This is a genomic window from Yoonia maricola, from assembly GCF_002797915.1.
Taxonomy (GTDB): domain Bacteria; phylum Pseudomonadota; class Alphaproteobacteria; order Rhodobacterales; family Rhodobacteraceae; genus Yoonia; species Yoonia maricola.
Map to the genome: position 1 here is coordinate 432,832 of NZ_PGTY01000001.1, position 16,756 is coordinate 449,587.

Here is a 16,756-nt window from a genome sequence, read left to right on the forward strand (position 1 = left end):
TCGGAGCGGGTGCGCTCGCTCCGACGCGGATTGGGCCGCAGGCAAATAAACCGAGCGGTACATAATGAGTGAGCCTAATCAGCGAAACTCAGGGAGGGCTTAGGCCCTCCCTTTTTTATGGCGTGAAGGAAAGGGTGCGCCTTTGCCCTTTCAAAGCTGACCCGCGCCGTGCATGATTTTGCAAACGAGGGGACAAATTCATGACCGATTTTCTGTTGCTGGCCTTCATTTTTTTGATCGCTGGTGTTGTGGCCGTCCCAATCGCGACACGACTGGGCCTTGGGTCCGTGCTGGGGTATCTGATTGCAGGTATCGTGATCAGCCCTGTGCTGGCAGTGTTGAACGTCGATGTGATCTCGATTCAGCATTTCGCTGAATTTGGCGTAGTCATGATGCTGTTTCTTGTCGGACTGGAGCTGGAACCAAAGCGGCTTTGGGCGATGCGGGGACAGCTTATCGGGCTGGGTGGCGGGCAGGTGGGCCTCACGGCTTTGGTTATCATGGCGCTTGGGATGTTCTTTGGTTTGGGTTGGACGGTTGCCTTGGCCGTGGGATTGATTGCAGCGTTAAGTTCGACAGCTATCGTTCTGCAAACACTAAACGAAAAAGGTTTAATGAAGAGCGATGGCGGGCAATCGAGCTTTTCAGTTCTGCTGGCACAGGACATTGCAGTCATCCCCATGCTGGCCTTAATGCCGCTGCTGGCAATGCCGGAACTATTGGATGTCGCAGGCGACGTGGCGCATGGTTCCGAAGCTGCGCACGGTGATGATCACGGGGACGCCGATCACGGGGCGGGAATGAGCCTTGTAGCTGGTCTGAACAGCTGGCAAACCGCTCTCGTCAACGTCGTGGCCATCGCCGCAGTTGTTGGTGCGGGCAGTTTCCTGACCCGCCCGGTGTTTCGTTTTATCGCGGGTGCCAATCTGCGCGAGTTGTTTACAGCCACCGCCCTGATGATGGTGATCGGCATTGCGCTTTTGATGTCGCTGGTTGGGCTGTCACCGGCGTTGGGAACTTTCCTTGCCGGTGTTGTGCTGGCCAATAGCGAATACCGGCACGAATTGGAATCAGACATTGACCCGTTCAAGGGGCTGCTCTTGGGGCTGTTCTTTATGACAGTGGGTGCGGGGATCAACTTTGCCTTACTGGCTGATAATCTGCTGCTGACCCTTGGTCTGACCGCCATATTGATTGCTGTCAAAGCGGGGTTGCTTGTCGTTCTGGCGATTGCTTTCAAACTGCGCGGTGCAGATCGCTGGCTTTTGGCACTGAGCCTTGCGCAGGCGGGCGAGTTTGGGTTTGTGCTGCTGTCGTTTTCGGTCAGCAACGCCATTCTGCCTGAGGTGCTTGCGGATCAGCTTTTGCTTGTGGTCGCCATCTCGATGATGCTGACCCCGCTGTTATTTATTTTCTACGACCGCGTGATCGTGCCGCGATACACGGTGGCGGATGATCCCGAGGCCGATACTATTGAAGAGCAAGGTGAGGTGATTATCGCAGGGGGCGGGCGGATCGGTGGGATCGTGCGGCGTATCTTGAGTGCGGCGGGTTATAACCTGACTGTCATCGACTATAACGCCCAACACCTTGAAAACATGCGCCGTTTTGGCGCGCGCATCTATTACGGTGATGCCACGCGCCCTGATCTGTTGCAGGCTGCGGGTTTGCAGCGAGCCAAGGTCTTTGTGGCTGCCATCGATGATCGTGACAAGCTGACCGAACTGGTACGCTATGTGGTCGCCACTGCGCCTGACGTGCATGTCATTGCGCGGGCCGTGGATCGGCATCATGTTTACGAGCTTTGGGCTGTCGGTTGCCGCGATATTATTCGCGAAAACTATGATAGCGCGCTGCGCATGGGGCGGTCATCGCTTGAGGCGCTGGATATTCCCAGGGACCGTGCGCAGATGATGGTCGATGTCTTCAATCGCACGGATCGTGCCTCGATGATTTCTTTGGCGGATGCTTATGACCCCAAGATCCCGGTAATGGAAAATGAGACCTATATCGCGCGTGTGCAGGAAATATTGGGCCCGCGCGAGGCAGAGATGAACGCAGAAATGATGCAAATCCTTGAGACGGGTGAGATGCCCGAGAACAGCGAAGTAGGCGACGGTCCGACCGGCTAACGCGGAATGTCAACGCCTGGATCGGCAAGTGTGAAGCCTGCGAAATGAAATCCGGGCGAGACCGTGCAGCCTACAAGCGTCCAATCGCCCGTCGTTGTCGCTTTCTGCCAATGGCCTTCGGGCACGATGGCTTGGGGCAATGCGCCGCCTGCCAGATCCGGCCCCAGTACATGGTCAATCGCGGGCCCTTCGAGCGTTGGTGCCAGTGACAGCATCAGCGGCGCACCAGCGTAGTAGTGCCATATCTCAACCGCATCGACCGCATGCCAATGGCTTTCCTGACCGGCTTTTAGCAAGAAATAGATGCAAGTTCCGGTAGGTCGTCCTTCATTCTCGGCGATCCATGTCTGGCGGTAGTATCCGCCCTCAGGATGCGGCGTCAGATCCAGTTGTGCGATAATGTCTTTGGCGGTCAAGTCAGGCATGGAACGTGCGGTGCTGTATCGGGAGGGTGGTGGCCGCTGAGACGCGGGTCGGGAAAGACCTCGACTGTGCGTTTGACGGGGGTAAAGCCAGCCTTGAGGTAGAACGGCAAGGCCTGTGGTGAATCCAGATGACAGGTGCAAACGTGAAAGCGGGTGATGTCGCGCGCAAAAGCTTCGCTTTGCGCCAGCGCCATCATCGGGCCGCCAAGTCCTTGTCCTGTCGCTTCTGTCACCATGCCGAAAAGCACAAGCTCGCAGGTGCCGGTCTTGCGGAAATCGAGCTCGACAAGACCGATAGCGTTTTGATCTTCATAGATTATCCAATAATCGACATTCGGGTCCGTCAGGGTAGCAATGATTTCCTCATCCGGGTTGGAGAGGCCTGATGTCCAGAGCCAAGGTGCACCGATCTTGCGAAAGATCGTGCGAAAAGCATCAAGACTAAGGCTCTCTTTGCGTGCACTTACTCCGTCAGGAAATAGCAGGCGATTTGCCATTGTCGGTGCCGTCATTTCAAGCGTGGTGATAACCGTCGCGATATGGTCCGCAGGTACATCATATTTGCCTGTTGAAAGGGTCATCCTTTCAAGATGCTCCGGCCTGCATAAACAGCAGTCTCACCCAGCAATTCCTCAATACGGATCAATTGGTTATATTTGGCCAGACGGTCCGAGCGTGACAGGGAACCTGTTTTGATTTGTCCACAATTTGTCGCCACGGCAAGGTCTGCAATGGTCGCATCCTCAGTCTCGCCTGACCTATGGGACATGACGTTGGTGAACTGCGCGCGATGCGCCATATCGACCGCTTGTAGTGTTTCGGTCAGCGACCCGATCTGGTTGACCTTCACCAGCATGGAGTTGGCAGAGCCTTTGGCGATCCCATCAGCGAGGCGCGTTGGGTTGGTCACAAACAGGTCATCGCCAACCAATTGCACTTTGTCGCCAATCATATCTGTCAGGGCCTTCCAGCCGTCCCAGTCATCCTCTGACATGCCGTCTTCGATGCTGATGATGGGGTAGTCTTCGGCCAGTTTTGCAAGATAGGCTGCGTTTTCTTCCGAGGTCAGGGAAACACCTTCCCCAACCATCTCGTACTTGCCGTCTTTGTAGTATTCGGTCGCGGCACAATCGAGTGCAAGGTAAATATCTTCACCCGGCTTGTACCCTGCTTTTTCAATCGACGTCATGATGAAATCAAGTGCCACGCGGGTGCTAGCAAGGTTGGGGGCAAAGCCGCCTTCGTCGCCGATCCCGGTGTTATGGCCTGCCGCAGAGAGTTCTTTCTTTAGCGTGTGGAACACTTCCGATCCCATGCGTACGGCCTCACGGATGTTTTCCGCGCTGACTGGCATGATCATGAATTCCTGAATGTCGATGGGATTATCGGCGTGTTCGCCGCCGTTGATGATGTTCATCATCGGGACGGGCAGGGTGCGGGCGGAGGTGCCACCGATATAGCGGAACAGGGGCTGTGCTGTGAAATCAGCCGCTGCTTTGGCGACGGCCATGGAGACACCTAAGATCGCATTGGCTCCAAGGCGGCCTTTGTTGGGCGTGCCGTCCAGTTCGATCATCGCCATGTCGATGGCGACCTGTTCAGTTGCGTCAAAGCCAAGGATCGCTTCTGCAATCTCGCCGTTTACAGCGGCGACAGCCTCCAACACGCCTTTGCCCATGTAGCGGTCCTTGTCGCCGTCGCGCTTTTCCACGGCCTCATGCGCGCCGGTAGATGCACCCGATGGGACCGCCGCGCGGCCCATGGTACCGTCTTCCAAGATCACGTCGACTTCGACGGTCGGGTTGCCCCGGCTGTCCAGAATTTCGCGGGCGTGGATGTCGATGATCGTGCTCATGGGATGCTCCTTAAGCAATATGTTAGCGGTATCAGCGCCTCTATAGCGCGGGTTTTTCGTTTAGGGAAGCGCGGCGCAGAACGGCTTCGCGCCATAGGGTGAAGATGCCCGAGGCAATGATGATCGTGGCTCCGATGACCGTTGGCGCATCAGGCACTTCCCGAAATGCAATATAGGCCACAATCAATGCAAAGATCATGCGGCTGTAACGGAATGATGAAATGATGCCTGCGTGGCCGCTGCGTGTTGCCGCAATAAGGGCAAGGTAGGCCAGCAGGACAACCGCAATGGCAATGGCAAGCAGTATCCAGTTTGCGATGGACGGCACTACAAAGCTTTGTCCTTGGAACAGTACCAATATGAAAGCCGCCGGTGTGACCATGCCGAAGGCGTGAATGCCCAGTTGTGGCCCTGTCAGGTGTACGGTCAGAGAGCGGGTGATCAGATCGCGGGTCGCCAGTCCGAACATACCACCGACAGCCAGCAAGGTTGCAGGCACAAACCCGTCCATTCCGGGCCGGATGATGATCAAAACCCCAATGAAACCCACGACAATCGCCAGCCATCTGCGCCAGCCGATGCTTTGGCCCAGAAAAAGCGCGGCACCCATTGCAACGACCAAAGGGGTGGCTTGGATCACAGCCGACGCCGTTGTCAGAGGGATCAACGCAAGGGCAGCGACGAACAGGCATGATCCAATCATCTCGCACAGGCTGCGCAAGATCACTCTTGGGTCGGCATAGCCCGGTTGCCACAGTGCTTCGCCTTTAAGCGCTGACCATGTCAGAAACGCCAGAAAGGCGCCGAAGCAGATGATACCTAATGATTGTCCTGTGGGGATAGCGCTTGCTAATTGTTTGATCAGTGCGTCCTCGACCGCGAAACAAAGCATCGCAAGAACCATAAAGGCCGCGCCGCGGATGTTATCCAACTGTGTCGTCCTTGTCAGACAGGGGAACGGCATAAAGCTCTAACCTGTGTCCCATCAGCCGGTAGCCCAGCTTGGCCGCGATGCGTTCCTGCAGTGCTTCAATCTCTGGGTCAACGAATTCAATGACCGCGCCTGAATGGAGGTCAATCAGATGATCATGATGATCCCGGTCGGCGGCTTCATACCGCGCGCGACCATCGCCGAATTCGTGTTTTTCCAGAATGCCGGTTTCTTCAAACAGCTTGACGGTCCGATAGACAGTCGCCAGCGAAATCTTCGGGTCCACGGCAGCTGCCCGATTATACAGCTCTTCCACGTCCGGGTGATCGGATGCGTCCTGCAAAACACCCGCAATCACGCGCCTTTGGTCGGTCATCCGCAGCCCGTTTGCCTCGCAGCGTTGTAGAATGGTCGTGGTCATACCGGCCTCATGGTGTCGTGTTGCCCCGTGATAGCCGGGCAGGCCGCCGGTTTCCAGTGGGTCAGATCAGAAGAGTGCCCTGCATCACCCGCACGGCTTGCCCGCTGATGGTCACAGGGACCGGGTCTGCGTGCTGGGTGGCGGCGGTGATATAGGATGGTCGTCCCATCGCCTCCCCTTGTAGGATGTTTAGGGTCAGGTTTTGGCCCAACTCTTCGGTCAGCAAAGCGGCCAAGGCGGCAGCGGCGCTGCCGGTCGCGGGGTCTTCGGGGATGTTATCAAGTGGGGCAAACATACGGGCATCAATACGCATGCCGTCGCGCACATAGGCGAAGATCGCAAAATCCAGACCGGCCGGGTATTGCGCCGCCCCCTTACGGATGTGATCCAGCGACGGGGCGCAGGCGTTCAGCGCACCTTTGTCTCGCAATTCCACCACGACGAAAGGAAGCCCGACACCGGCCTGCACCGGGGCATGTGTCTCGCGCTTGATGGCGTCAGCGGTCAGACCCAGAGCTGCGGCGACCACATCAATCGCGGGTGTCGCGACGCGCGTAAGCGGTGTTGCGACCTTAAAGGCCGCTTTGTCATTTTCAAAAAAGCAGGGAATGGGCCCGATCTCCAGCTCGAGGATCATGGCGTCATCATCATGCCCTGCGTCGCGCAAGGCAATTGCGGTGCCAATGGTGGGGTGACCCGCAAAGGGTATTTCCATGGTCGGCGTAAAGATCCGTACCCTTGCTGTATGTGCAGAATCTTTTGGCGGATAAACAAAGGTCACTTCGGAAAAGTTGAACTCGCGCGCGATGCTTTGCAATTTGTCTTCTGCAATGTTTGTGGCGTCGGGGAAGACTGCCAATTGGTTGCCGCCAAAGGCTGCATCGGTAAAGACGTCATAGACAGAGTAGCTGGACATAGTGCAGCCCTTTCAAGTGTTGCGCGCCCGCATACAGTTGCGGCATGGATCAATGCGGCGCAACCCTAACATCCCGGAAATCTCAGCCAGGTTCCCCCCAATGGGCGCACCCGCGCCCCGGTGCCGATCTTGAACCGTGCCAGACCGGGCGTTGTATCTGTATCAACCAAACCAAGATCAAGCCTTTGATATCCGCGCGCGGCAAACTGCTCTGCCGCTTGTATGATCATCTTGTGATGTGCGGATAGCGCGCGTCCCTGCGTATTGGTCCAGCCGATGTGATAGGTGGCGACCGGTGCATGTAACAAGAACAGCATACCGGCGACGGGTGTATCGCCATCATAAGCAACCAGAACACGCACCGCCCGCGGGTTTTCGGCGGCATAGGCCATGATCAGATCATGCGGCAGCCCGCGAAACTGCTTGCTGCGTTGTTGGGCGATGTCAGCATGCAATAGCCACGCATGTGTGTTGAGGTTAAAGCGCTGCTCGGCCAGAAATAAAGGTGCTGATTGCGCCGCGCGCCATGCATTGCGCCATTTGGGTTTCATGGCCTGACACCGTTGCGTGGCAGTCGTGGTCAAATCAAGTTCCGCCACATAGGCGTTCGTCATCAAACGGCGGAACCCCGCAGCCTGCAGGGCTGCGTCTTGTGGCGTATCAGCATTGATCATGCGCAAACCTGCATGTTGCAGCGCGCCTTGCTGCTTATCTTCATGCCACACCGGCCCGCGTGACGTCATGCGTTGCCCAAACTGTTGCACCGTCAGAACAGGTGCAGCACCGGGCACATCAACAAAGCTGACCTGACGGCCCATACGCTTCAGCGCTGCTGCGAAAATGGGGTGTTGCTGGAGCGGTAATGGCAGATCAGATTTCATCGCCCCGTTAAGCCATTTGAAACCTAAACGCGGGTTAATGGGCCTATGAAAAAACGCAGCAAGCCCGTATCAGGTGTCAACGCGCCAGCCCCCAAACCCACGCCTCTTGGGGCCGCGTTGATCGCCGCTATCATCACCTTTCCGGTCGCGGTGACGATCCTGTTTGTGGATCTGTTGTTGCTTTAGCCCAGCTGGACCAAGGCATGTCGCTTTTTTCCGGCACTCAGCTTGATCGGGGCTGACAGGGCTGCGGCGTCAATCATCATCCCGGCCTCGGTCAGGGGGGCATCATTCAGCTTTGCACCATTTTCTGCGATCAGGCGTTTTGCCTCTTTCCCGCTTTTGGCAAGGCCTGATTTTACGATCAACTGCACGATGGAAATACCGCTCCCGACGTCGTCAGCAGTGAGCGTCAAAGTGGGCAGGTCATCACCGACACCACCTTTTTCAAAAACCTCGCGGGCTGTTGTCTCTGCCGCCTGCGCCGCTTCGGCCCCGTGCAAGAGCATTGTGACCTCATTGGCAAGGATGATCTTGGCGGCATTGATCTCAGCCCCGTCCAGCGCGCCAAGGCGGTCGCATTCCTCGATCGGCAGCTCGGTATAGAGCTTAAGGAAGCGGCCCGTATCGGCATCGGTCGTATTGCGCCAGAACTGCCAGAATGCGTAGGGGCTGCACATGTCAGGGTTCAGCCACACTGCACCGGACTGCGATTTGCCCATCTTTTTGCCATCGCTCGTCGTCAGCAAAGGCGAGGTCAGACCGTAGATTTCCTGATCCAGTACCCGGCGCGTCAGGTCGATACCATTGACGATATTGCCCCACTGATCCGAGCCACCCATTTGCAACAAACAGCCGTAACGGCGGTTCAGCTCAAGAAAGTCATAAGCTTGCAGGATCATGTAGTTGAATTCGAGAAACGACAGTGACTGTTCGCGGTCGAGCCGCGATTTCACGCTTTCAAACGACAGCATCCGGTTGATTGAAAAATGCCGCCCGATGTCGCGCAGAAAATCGAGGTAGTTCAGACCGTCCAGCCATTCCGCGTTATTGATCATCATCGCATCGGTTGGTGCATCACCATAGGTCAGGTAGGCTGAAAACACCCGGCGGATGCCCGCGATATTGTCGTCAATCTGCTCTGGCCCCAGTAGCGGGCGTTCATCGGCACGAAACGACGGATCACCCACTTTGGTTGTGCCGCCGCCCATCAATGTAATCGGCTTGTGCCCGGTTTTTTGCAGCCAGCGCAGCATCATGATCTGGATCAGCGAGCCGACGTGCAACGATTTGGCCGTCGCATCAAAGCCAATGTAGGCCGGGGTCACCCCTTTGCTGAGCGCCTCATCCAGCCCTTGATAGTCTGTGCAGTCCGCCAGAAAGCCGCGCGTCATCATGACGTTCATGAAATCTGATTTGGGGTGGTAGGTCATTGGCTTGTTCCCGGCGTTATCTCGGTGCACTCTATAATGAGAGGATACGCATAGGGAAAGCGGATGTTGCAGGCAGGTGTGGTGCGGGCGTTGGGCACAATGTCTGGCACCTCCTTGGATGGGGTTGATGCGGCCGTCTTGGACACGGACGGCCAGCAGATTTTTGGGTTCGGGCCGTCGGACTATCGTGCGTATACCGCGCAAGAACAGGCCGTACTCAAGGCCCATTTGGGGTGCTGGCAGACGGATGATTGTGTGCAGGCGTCCAAGATTGTGGAGGAGACGCATATCGCGGTCATGCAACTGTTTGATGTTGTCGATATTGCGGGGTTTCACGGTCAGACTTTGGCGCATGACCCTGGTGGTCGCGGGACGCATCAATGCGGTGATGGCACACGGTTGGCGCAGACGCTTGGCTACCCGGTGGTTTGGAATTTCCGTACGGCGGATGTGGCCGCAGGCGGGCAGGGCGCGCCATTGGCACCCTTCTATCATTTTGCGCTGGCGAAATGGATCAAGGCTGACGCAGCTGTCGCGTTCCTTAATCTGGGCGGCGTTGGAAATATCACATGGATTGATCCCGCTTGCGACGATCCGACAGATCCGGGGGCGCTGCTGGCCTTTGATACCGGGCCGGCAAATGCCCCCATGAATGATCTGATGCGGAATCGCTTGGGCAAGGATTATGACGCTGATGGGGCGATCGCGGCGCAGGGGCGATGCGACGACGCTATTATTGCGGCCTTCATGGCGCACCCTTACTTCAGCATGCCTGCGCCAAAGTCGTTAGACCGCGACGCGTTCAAGACGCTGACGCAGGCCGTTTCCGCGTTGTCCGATGCTGACGCGCTTGCGACATTGGTGCAGGCTGTCGTGCGCAGCGTCATGGCGGCCTGCGCGCAATGTCCAAGGTTGCCGCAAAAGCTTTTTGTCACTGGCGGGGGGCGGCGCAACAAAACGCTGATGTCAGGTTTGGCAGATGCGCTACCGTGTGATGTCGCCGCCGTGGAAGCGGTCGGTCTGGATGGCGATATGATTGAGGCACAGGCTTTTGCCTATCTTGCCGTCCGCACCGCGCGGGGCCTTCCCATATCCAGCCCTCAAACCACAGGAGTCGCCCATCCGATGACCGGTGGGCGTATCGCGTCAGCGTTCAAGAGCGCCGACTAAATTCGTGAAATTGCGGGCTAAAACCTGCCAACATGTGCACAATCACGCCGATTTGATGTAATTATGTCAATCATGAGCAACGATTGGCCGATTTTTTCTGTGCTCATCCGCTCGAAGTTGCCGATGGGATTCACGGCAGCGTGAGGCCCGTTGCACCCCCTCCCTTTACTGTCAGATGTAGCGAACACGACAAACCGGATTAACGGAGAATAAAATGAAAACGATATCCCTATTTGCCCGCACGAGCATGTTGGCCGCACCTTTGGCATTGGCCACGGGCATGGCATCAGCTGGCGGTATCTCAGAGCCCATCGCAGCCCCTGCACCGGCGCCAGTCCCTGTGGCCCCCCCGCCTATCGATCTGGGCACTGACTGGACCGGCTTTTATGCGGGTGGTCAGCTTGGGTTTGGGCGTCTTGATTCCGGCGCTATCGAGGATGACGATGATCCAGAGGGTGCGCTCTATGGTGTGCACGCCGGGTACAACTATGATTTCGGCAGCATCGTGCTGGGTGGTGAGATCGATTATGATCTGACCAACATCGAAATCGATACCCCTGAAGCTGATGTTGAATCAGTTGCGCGTGCCAAATTGAAGCTGGGTTATGATGCAGGCGCGTTTATGCCTTACATCACGGCCGGTGCGGCACGTGTCGAAACCACTGATGATCTTGATGGCGACACAGACGGCGCCTTTGCCGGTCTGGGTGTGTCATACATGATGAGCGATGCCATCATCCTTGGCGGTGAGGTGCTGCAACACGAGTTCGAAGATGTCGCAGACAACGATGGCGCCGATGTTGACGCAACAACACTGTCATTGCGGGCTTCTTTCAAGTTCTAAATCAGTCCAAGACATAAGCATCCTACCGCACTGTCCCTTCCCCAAACCAATGCTCGGGGATGCTTATCCGGGGCCTGTCATCGCACTGACAGGCCCCATTTTTATTGCAGCAATGCGTCAATGACGTCGCTGCCAATACTGGTTTTGAGTGCGGAAAAATCGCCCGCATTCAACATTGCACCCGCCGCGTCATAAAGTGCGCGGTGTGTGACCCGCGCCAAAGCGGCCCCGAACGAGAGCCGGGCAACGCCGGTTTTGGCAAATGCGGCTTGCGTTTGCGCAGTGAAGCGCCCGGCGACCAACGCGTTGACGGGGGCTTGGACGCTCGCGCATATTTTCGCCAGTGCGTCCATGTCAGGCGGCAGCGGTGCATAAAGACAGTCTGCCCCGACCGCCTCAAACGCCCGCAAGCGCCGAATGCCTTCTTGCGTATCATAGGCGCCTGTCATGATCCCGTCCGCACGTGCTGTGAGAACAAAATCATGCGGCAAGGCGTGCGCTGCCGCAGCTGCGGCAGCAATGCGGGCGACAGCGTGGTCATAGTCATAGGCCGATGAGGCGGGCAGGGCGATGTCTTCGATGCAGATCCCCGCCAGCCCAACCTCCGCCGCCAAACGCACGGTTTCGGCGCAGGTTTCTGGGTCATCGCCGAACCCGTTTTCAAAGTCACCCTGCACGGGCAGATTTGTGACCGAGATAATGTCTGCGGCATGTGCCAGCGCCTCATCCCGCGTCACTGTCCCGCCGTCGGGGCGACCAAGGGTGAATGCGTGGGCGGCCGAGGATGTTGCCAAAGCCTTGGCCCCCATCGCAGCCATCATCTTGGCTGATCCTTTGTCCCAGACGTTCACCATTAAGCATGGGTCACCTTTGACATGCAGTGCGCGAAAGGTGTCTGCGATATGGGTCATGGAAGTCTCCTTTTGGCGTGATGTCTTTCAAGGTCGATGATCTGTTGTTTGCGCCACAAGCCACCACCATACCCTGTCAGCGATCCATCCGCACCGATCACACGGTGGCATGGAATAACGATGGCGATCTGGTTTGCGCCATTGGCACGCGCGACAGCGCGGATTGACTGTGGGGCACCCATGCTTGCTGCAATCGCGCTATAGCTGCGGGTTTCGCCAGCGGGAATGGTTTGCAGTGTTTTCCAGACCTCGCGTGTGAAGGCGGTGCCGTGCAAGGCCAGCGAGGTTGTGAAACTGTCGCAGCGCTTTGCAAAGAAAGCATCAAGCTCGCTGGCGATCTGATCATGCGTCTCAAATCGTCCGATCCCGACAGAGCCTTTGGCGGCTTTGCGCAGCTTCTGCATTTCCGTGGGCAGTGCTTTGCGATCCGCAAATTCAAGCAAGTGCAATGCACGCTTGTCACATACAGCGATCATATCGCCCAAGGGTGTCTTCAGGTGATCTGCGCGGAGCAATGCATCCCGGCTTAGGGTGCCGGGGGCGGCACCCATCAGTTTGGCAAAAGCGGCGCGAAAGGCCGAAGGGCTGTCAAAACCGGCATCCAACTGTGCATCAATCACAGACCCTGCACTGAGCGCGGTAAACCCTGATGCCAGCCGTCTGCTGCGCGCCATTTCAAGAAAGGTCCTGCCAAAATGGCGTTTGAAAGCGCGGCGCACGGTTGAGGAGTCCAGCCCCATGCGCATCACGTCCGGTTCTGACCAACGATAGGCCGGACGCGCGTCAAGGGCTGCGAGCAGTTTGCCAATTGTGGGGTCACTTTGCGCTGCAGGGTCCAGCGGGTGACAGCGCTTGCACGGGCGAAACCCAGCACTGATGCAGCTGGCAACATCGGCATAAAAGCGGCAATTCTCGCGTTTTGGTTTGCGGGCTGGGCAGGTCAACCGGCAAAAGATACCGGTCGATGATACGCCAACATAGGCGCGCCCATCATAGGTGGCATCACGCGCCAATAGCGCGTCATAGAGCGTATCATCATTAGGCAGGTCAAACATCATGACCCTGTGCTAACCGATTCTGATGCCATCCGCCGCCGAAAATCGGGCGTTTATTATGCGGCCCGCGCGCTGGCAAAAGCGATCAGGCGGCCAATCGCATCAACGTATTGATTGTCTGCAATGGTCATCGCAACGCGCACATGGCCCGCCGCAGCTTTTCCAAAGCTCTCACCCGGCATCACGGCGATATGTTCGGCGTCCAGCAAGGCGTTGGCGAAAGCCTCACCGCTCATCCAGGTCGCGCGCAGATCAAGCATAACATACATGGCCCCTTGGGCAGGGACAGCACGCACCACGTTCTGTCCGGCCAGTGCCTGCATGGTCAGTGCCCGCCTGCGGCGGAAAGGGGCAGCGACGTCTTCTTCAACCGCATCGCCTTGATGCAGCGCAAAATTGGCGGCGTCCTGAATGAAACCTGGCACGCCATAAGTCGTATGTGTGGCAAGGTTGATGATCTGCGCAATGGTGTCTGCTGGCCCGCAAATCCAACCCACACGGCTGCCGGTCATGGCATGGCTTTTCGACATAGAGCCCACGACCAATGTCCGCTCTGCCATCCCCGGCAAACTGCGCGGGCTGATGTGGCGACCTTCCCAGACTTGGGTGTCATAAACCTCGTCCGAGATCAGCCAGAGGTCATGCGCGTCACATGTGTCTGCAATCGCTTGCAACGTGTCTTGGGAATAAACCACGCCAGTTGGATTGTTGGGGGTATTGACCAATAGCGATGTGGCACCCTTCGTGGCCTCTGCCAGCGCCGGGCTTGTTGGCTGGAACGCCGTATCAGGTGAGGTGATAATCGCCTTGGGCACTGCACCTGCACCGCGGATTGTGCCGGGGTAGGTGGCGTAATACGGATCAATATAAACAGCCATGTCCCCCGGATCACAAACCGCCATATGTGCGGCAAAAAGGGCGGCCTGTCCGCCGGGGGTGATCAGGATATTGTCCGCCGTCGTGGGCACGCCAGTGCGTGCGGCAATGCGTGCGGCGACGGTTTTGCGTAAATCATGCGTGCCGGGGACCATGGCATAGCCGGTGTGCCCGCCAGTGGCCGCCGTGTGCATGGCCTCCAGTATCGCGGGGCTGGTACGGATATCATGCTCACCAATCGTCAGTTCCGTGACGGGAACGCCATCAGCAACCATGCGCCGTGCTTTGTAAAAGACGTCCCACCCGTCAGAGCCGCCGCCGGTGATATGTGTAATGCGATGCGAGAGTTTCATGTGGCTCAGAGGAACGGTGTCGGCAGGGGGAAGTCAAGTGGTTGTGATGCGCAGATTGCGTGGGCCTGTGCCTTCGGCTGCCTTTACATCTGCCGGGTTGTAGAGCGCGCATGATTTCAGGCTCAGACATCCGCAGCCAATGCAGCCGTCCAGCTTGTCGCGCAGATCCTCCATTGCGGCGATGCGGGCGTCGATCGTCTGACGAAAATCCTTGCTGATGCGGGTCCAGTCGGCCTTGGACGGTGCCTTGTGATCGGGCAAGCGGCGCAGATGCGGGGCGATCTCGGACAGGCTGAACCCCAGCTTTTGCGCGGCCATCACAAAAGACAGCCGCCGGATATCGGGCCGCCCATAGCGGCGATGCCCGCCCTTGTTACGCAAGGGTTTGACGATGTCATGGGTCTCATAAAAGCGGATGGCAGATACGGTCAGACCGGTCCGCGCGGCCAGCTCTCCGATGGTCAATCCTTGGGACATGTAAATTAATCCTTGATCTCAAGTTAACTTGAGGAATGAAAACAGATTCGAGCGAACTTTCATAGAAGGAGAAGAGATCATGTCAAAACACAGCTCAGCACGCTACTGTGCCGACCCAGAGGCATTGATGGCGATGAAACGCGACGGTCTGGGGTGGGGGCATGATTTGGAGTGCGGTTGTTTTCGCGATACAGCACGCCCGGCAAAACCCGGTCCACTGGCCCGCATCATGACGTCATTGAAAAGGAGAACCTAAGCATGGCCCATCTGGAACACGTCAATATCACGGTCGCGGAACCACAGAAGACCGCGGCCATGCTGTCCGACCTTTTTGGCTGGCATACCCGTTGGCAAGGGGCGGCGATCAATGGTGGCTTCACAGTGCATGTCGGCAGCGATGACAGCTATATCGCACTTTATACCGGCCCCGGTGGCGCGCAGCATCAAAAACCCGCAGATAACAGCTATCTTCAGCGTGGCGGTTTTAATCACGTCGGCGTCGTGGTGGACGATCTGGAGGCTATGGAGGCCAAGGTCAAAGCGTTGGGGTTTGAGACACATAGCCATGCCGATTATGAACCAGGCACGCGGTTTTATTTCAACGACATGGATGGCGTGGAATATGAGGTGATCAGCTACGCTTGAGCGATGCTATCCCTGACCTTCTTTGGCAGCGTTTTGAAGATGATATTGTATGAAGTAGCGATGCGGTGGCGGATCTCATCTGCGTCACTGTCAAAGCTGGCTAAAACCCAGCTTTTGTGGAAGTAGGGGGCTTTGGTGGCGGCCCCTGCATCAATCAGCATGGCGGCGGTTTCCACGCTATCGGTTTTCAGGCAGACGCCATCAGTCCGGTTGCCGAAACAGGCAAACATCTTGCCGCCGACTTTCCAGCTGTCCAGCTCGGTCGTGGGATCTGTGGCGGAGGCACCGGGGCAGGCTGCACAGATTTGATTGACGAGGTTGCGTGACATAGAACAAGTCTCACTGAGATGAGGACGATTGGGAAGAGTGCTTTGCGGGACATTGTCAGCTTTCGCTCAAAGTGCATCAACGACTGCTTTGAAGAAAGTAACCGCTAGAGTCGGGACCCATTCAATTTCCTATCTTGTCCAAACATACAGATCAGACTTATCACACCAAACCAAGCTTTTGCCCGACCAAGAAAAACCGAATGCTACAGGCTCCCCCAATTGAGACTGTACCAGATGGTAGGTCCCATCTTTCTTCGGTGCGTTTGGCTTGTCATGAAGAAAGTAGATCGAAGTACCTGGTGGTTGAAGAATACAAAATGTGTGCGGCCATTTGAGTTGAATGGTATCAACGGTCCACCCGTCAGACGTAACCTTCAATAGTCCGCCACCATCGGACCCTGACATTGCGAAAGGTGAGGCTGTAGGCTCATCCAATCTGTGCCCCTCCAACAGCATTGGATCATATCCATCACCTTCGCGGTTACGATAGATGCGTTCACCGGAAGTGCATTCAAACACGCTCTGACCATTGGAGGAGACCACTAGTAATTCTTCTGATTTCCTATCAAAGCCAACCGCACATGCGCCACCTACAGCTGCTTGGACTGTTAATCTCCATGGATCGAAACCCACTCCCGCGTCGGTATTGTGCAACGACGACAACAAAGCATCCTTCATTTCACTATCCATGCTGTTCTTCCGCTCGCGACTCGTGTTTCCAGATAAACGTCCAGACTCTGTTAGCAGACGTTTATGCGGAACGCAGCATTCGACACTTTGGGCTGATTGTCCTGTTTCGCCGCGACGGGCACGAAGGGCCGGTTCGGGTAAAATCGTCGTTCGTTGCGCCTTGCGCGAATTGGTAAGGTGCGGGACAAAGCCGTCGTCCGATTTTTGAACTTCGCTGATGCAGCATTCGCTTGCACGCGTAGTACGTACGCTGTTGCGACGCAGCGATTTTCACCGAAGCAGTCGTTCAAGAGCGCCTATTTGGCCCTGACCAAAACCAAACATTCGCCGCACAGTGATCCGACCGGACACGCACGAAGTTGCCGTTGCTGTTCGGTTACGTTACTGACGCAGCATTCATTCGCAATTGCGG

General features: G+C 56.8%; 20 protein-coding genes. 6 read left to right on the plus strand and 14 right to left on the minus strand.

Features of this window, described 5'->3' with window-relative positions:
- Positions 1-200 precede the first annotated feature (200 nt).
- On the plus strand, positions 201-2,132 hold the full coding sequence (locus tag BC777_RS02190; RefSeq protein WP_100366525.1) for a cation:proton antiporter domain-containing protein: 1,932 nt from the start codon (positions 201-203) through the stop codon (positions 2,130-2,132).
- Here the strand turns inward: BC777_RS02190 and BC777_RS02195 are convergent.
- The 7 genes from BC777_RS02195 to BC777_RS02225 all read right to left on the minus strand — a co-directional run bounded on the left by BC777_RS02195 (position 2,129) and on the right by BC777_RS02225 (position 7,561).
- Positions 2,129-2,557, minus strand: a complete 429-nt coding sequence (locus BC777_RS02195) for a cupin domain-containing protein (RefSeq protein WP_100366526.1) — start codon at positions 2,555-2,557, stop codon at positions 2,129-2,131. The two genes, BC777_RS02190 and BC777_RS02195, sit on opposite strands and share 4 nt — an antisense overlap.
- A complete protein-coding gene (locus BC777_RS02200) occupies positions 2,545-3,138 on the minus strand; it encodes a GNAT family N-acetyltransferase (protein ID WP_100366527.1) in 594 nt (197 codons plus the stop codon). Before BC777_RS02200 ends, BC777_RS02195 begins: the two co-directional genes overlap by 13 nt.
- Entirely contained in the window at positions 3,135-4,412 is a 1,278-nt protein-coding gene (gene eno, locus BC777_RS02205; protein WP_100366528.1) for a phosphopyruvate hydratase, read from the minus strand. The genes BC777_RS02200 and eno overlap by 4 nt, the downstream gene beginning before the upstream one ends.
- A 40-nt stretch (positions 4,413-4,452) precedes the next feature.
- Positions 4,453-5,343, minus strand: coding sequence for a DMT family transporter (locus BC777_RS02210; RefSeq protein ID WP_100366529.1), 891 nt, complete (start codon positions 5,341-5,343; stop codon positions 4,453-4,455).
- The gene (locus tag BC777_RS02215; protein ID WP_100366530.1) at positions 5,336-5,764 is read right to left on the minus strand and encodes a Fur family transcriptional regulator; all 429 of its coding nucleotides are present in this window, start codon (positions 5,762-5,764) and stop codon (positions 5,336-5,338) included. The genes BC777_RS02210 and BC777_RS02215 overlap by 8 nt, the downstream gene beginning before the upstream one ends.
- Positions 5,765-5,825: 61 nt before the next feature.
- Positions 5,826-6,680 (minus strand): PhzF family protein, encoded by an 855-nt coding sequence (locus tag BC777_RS02220; RefSeq protein ID WP_100366531.1) that lies wholly within the window; start codon positions 6,678-6,680, stop codon positions 5,826-5,828.
- Positions 6,681-6,745: 65 nt separating this feature from the next.
- Positions 6,746-7,561, minus strand: a complete 816-nt coding sequence (locus tag BC777_RS02225; RefSeq protein WP_100366532.1) for a GNAT family N-acetyltransferase — start codon at positions 7,559-7,561, stop codon at positions 6,746-6,748.
- Positions 7,562-7,606: 45 nt separating this feature from the next.
- Here BC777_RS02225 and BC777_RS19295 point away from each other — a divergent pair, with 45 nt between their 5' ends.
- Complete coding sequence (locus BC777_RS19295; RefSeq protein ID WP_168769053.1) at positions 7,607-7,747, plus strand: hypothetical protein; 141 nt, start codon at positions 7,607-7,609, stop codon at positions 7,745-7,747.
- Here the strand turns inward: BC777_RS19295 and tyrS are convergent.
- The gene (tyrS, locus tag BC777_RS02230; RefSeq protein ID WP_100366533.1) at positions 7,744-8,994 is read right to left on the minus strand and encodes a tyrosine--tRNA ligase; all 1,251 of its coding nucleotides are present in this window, start codon (positions 8,992-8,994) and stop codon (positions 7,744-7,746) included. The two genes, BC777_RS19295 and tyrS, sit on opposite strands and share 4 nt — an antisense overlap.
- A 63-nt stretch (positions 8,995-9,057) precedes the next feature.
- On the opposite strand from tyrS, the gene BC777_RS02235 reads away from it, so the two are divergent.
- Entirely contained in the window at positions 9,058-10,164 is a 1,107-nt protein-coding gene (locus BC777_RS02235) for an anhydro-N-acetylmuramic acid kinase (RefSeq protein ID WP_100366534.1), read from the plus strand.
- 214 nt (positions 10,165-10,378) lie between these two features.
- Positions 10,379-11,008 (plus strand): outer membrane protein, encoded by a 630-nt coding sequence (locus BC777_RS02240; RefSeq protein WP_211095319.1) that lies wholly within the window; start codon positions 10,379-10,381, stop codon positions 11,006-11,008.
- A 101-nt stretch (positions 11,009-11,109) separates the two neighbouring features.
- On the opposite strand, the gene BC777_RS02245 is transcribed toward BC777_RS02240, so the two are convergent.
- Genes BC777_RS02245 through soxR form a run of 4 tightly spaced genes read right to left on the minus strand, consistent with a single transcriptional unit; the run spans position 11,110 to position 14,680 of the window.
- On the minus strand, positions 11,110-11,919 hold the full coding sequence (locus BC777_RS02245) for an isocitrate lyase/PEP mutase family protein (RefSeq protein ID WP_100366536.1): 810 nt from the start codon (positions 11,917-11,919) through the stop codon (positions 11,110-11,112).
- Positions 11,916-12,977 carry a bifunctional transcriptional activator/DNA repair enzyme AdaA gene (locus BC777_RS02250; protein ID WP_100366537.1) on the minus strand — a complete coding sequence of 354 codons (1,062 nt, stop codon included), beginning with the start codon at positions 12,975-12,977 and terminating at the stop codon, positions 11,916-11,918. The genes BC777_RS02245 and BC777_RS02250 overlap by 4 nt, the downstream gene beginning before the upstream one ends.
- A 53-nt stretch (positions 12,978-13,030) precedes the next feature.
- A complete protein-coding gene (locus BC777_RS02255; RefSeq protein ID WP_100366538.1) occupies positions 13,031-14,203 on the minus strand; it encodes a pyridoxal phosphate-dependent aminotransferase in 1,173 nt (390 codons plus the stop codon).
- A 33-nt stretch (positions 14,204-14,236) separates the two neighbouring features.
- Positions 14,237-14,680, minus strand: a complete 444-nt coding sequence (gene soxR / locus BC777_RS02260; RefSeq protein WP_211095320.1) for a redox-sensitive transcriptional activator SoxR — start codon at positions 14,678-14,680, stop codon at positions 14,237-14,239.
- Between the two features lie 79 nt (positions 14,681-14,759).
- Between soxR and BC777_RS19300 the strand changes: the two genes are divergently transcribed.
- The gene (locus tag BC777_RS19300) at positions 14,760-14,936 is read left to right on the plus strand and encodes a hypothetical protein (protein WP_168769054.1); all 177 of its coding nucleotides are present in this window, start codon (positions 14,760-14,762) and stop codon (positions 14,934-14,936) included.
- 2 nt (positions 14,937-14,938) lie between these two features.
- The gene (locus BC777_RS02265) at positions 14,939-15,325 is read left to right on the plus strand and encodes a VOC family protein (protein WP_100366540.1); all 387 of its coding nucleotides are present in this window, start codon (positions 14,939-14,941) and stop codon (positions 15,323-15,325) included.
- Here BC777_RS02265 and BC777_RS02270 read toward each other — a convergent pair.
- Together BC777_RS02270 and BC777_RS02275 are read right to left on the minus strand one after the other, a co-directional pair.
- The gene (locus BC777_RS02270) at positions 15,316-15,654 is read right to left on the minus strand and encodes an MmcQ/YjbR family DNA-binding protein (RefSeq protein WP_100366541.1); all 339 of its coding nucleotides are present in this window, start codon (positions 15,652-15,654) and stop codon (positions 15,316-15,318) included. The genes BC777_RS02265 and BC777_RS02270 overlap by 10 nt on opposite strands.
- 129 nt (positions 15,655-15,783) lie before the next feature.
- Positions 15,784-16,344, minus strand: a complete 561-nt coding sequence (locus BC777_RS02275; protein ID WP_133122502.1) for a hypothetical protein — start codon at positions 16,342-16,344, stop codon at positions 15,784-15,786.
- Between the last annotated feature and the right edge of the window lie 412 nt (positions 16,345-16,756).

Excerpts from the sequence above, each read along its gene's own strand:
- BC777_RS02190 (WP_100366525.1), top strand. The coding sequence starts at position 201 with ATGACCGATTTTCTGTTGCTGGCCTTCATTTTTTTGATCGCTGGTGTT.
- BC777_RS02195 (WP_100366526.1), bottom strand. The coding sequence starts at position 2,557 with ATGCCTGACTTGACCGCCAAAGACATTATCGCACAACTGGATCTGACG.
- BC777_RS02200 (WP_100366527.1), bottom strand. The coding sequence starts at position 3,138 with ATGACCCTTTCAACAGGCAAATATGATGTACCTGCGGACCATATCGCG.
- eno (WP_100366528.1), bottom strand. The coding sequence starts at position 4,412 with ATGAGCACGATCATCGACATCCACGCCCGCGAAATTCTGGACAGCCGG.
- BC777_RS02215 (WP_100366530.1), bottom strand. The coding sequence starts at position 5,764 with ATGACCACGACCATTCTACAACGCTGCGAGGCAAACGGGCTGCGGATG.
- BC777_RS02220 (WP_100366531.1), bottom strand. The coding sequence starts at position 6,680 with ATGTCCAGCTACTCTGTCTATGACGTCTTTACCGATGCAGCCTTTGGC.
- BC777_RS02225 (WP_100366532.1), bottom strand. The coding sequence starts at position 7,561 with ATGAAATCTGATCTGCCATTACCGCTCCAGCAACACCCCATTTTCGCA.
- BC777_RS19295 (WP_168769053.1), top strand. The coding sequence starts at position 7,607 with ATGAAAAAACGCAGCAAGCCCGTATCAGGTGTCAACGCGCCAGCCCCC.
- tyrS (WP_100366533.1), bottom strand. The coding sequence starts at position 8,994 with ATGACCTACCACCCCAAATCAGATTTCATGAACGTCATGATGACGCGC.
- BC777_RS02235 (WP_100366534.1), top strand. The coding sequence starts at position 9,058 with ATGTTGCAGGCAGGTGTGGTGCGGGCGTTGGGCACAATGTCTGGCACC.
- BC777_RS02240 (WP_211095319.1), top strand. The coding sequence starts at position 10,379 with ATGAAAACGATATCCCTATTTGCCCGCACGAGCATGTTGGCCGCACCT.
- BC777_RS02245 (WP_100366536.1), bottom strand. The coding sequence starts at position 11,919 with ATGACCCATATCGCAGACACCTTTCGCGCACTGCATGTCAAAGGTGAC.
- BC777_RS02250 (WP_100366537.1), bottom strand. The coding sequence starts at position 12,977 with ATGATGTTTGACCTGCCTAATGATGATACGCTCTATGACGCGCTATTG.
- BC777_RS02255 (WP_100366538.1), bottom strand. The coding sequence starts at position 14,203 with ATGAAACTCTCGCATCGCATTACACATATCACCGGCGGCGGCTCTGAC.
- soxR (WP_211095320.1), bottom strand. The coding sequence starts at position 14,680 with ATGTCCCAAGGATTGACCATCGGAGAGCTGGCCGCGCGGACCGGTCTG.
- BC777_RS19300 (WP_168769054.1), top strand. The coding sequence starts at position 14,760 with ATGTCAAAACACAGCTCAGCACGCTACTGTGCCGACCCAGAGGCATTG.
- BC777_RS02265 (WP_100366540.1), top strand. The coding sequence starts at position 14,939 with ATGGCCCATCTGGAACACGTCAATATCACGGTCGCGGAACCACAGAAG.
- BC777_RS02270 (WP_100366541.1), bottom strand. The coding sequence starts at position 15,654 with ATGTCACGCAACCTCGTCAATCAAATCTGTGCAGCCTGCCCCGGTGCC.
- BC777_RS02275 (WP_133122502.1), bottom strand. The coding sequence starts at position 16,344 with ATGGATAGTGAAATGAAGGATGCTTTGTTGTCGTCGTTGCACAATACC.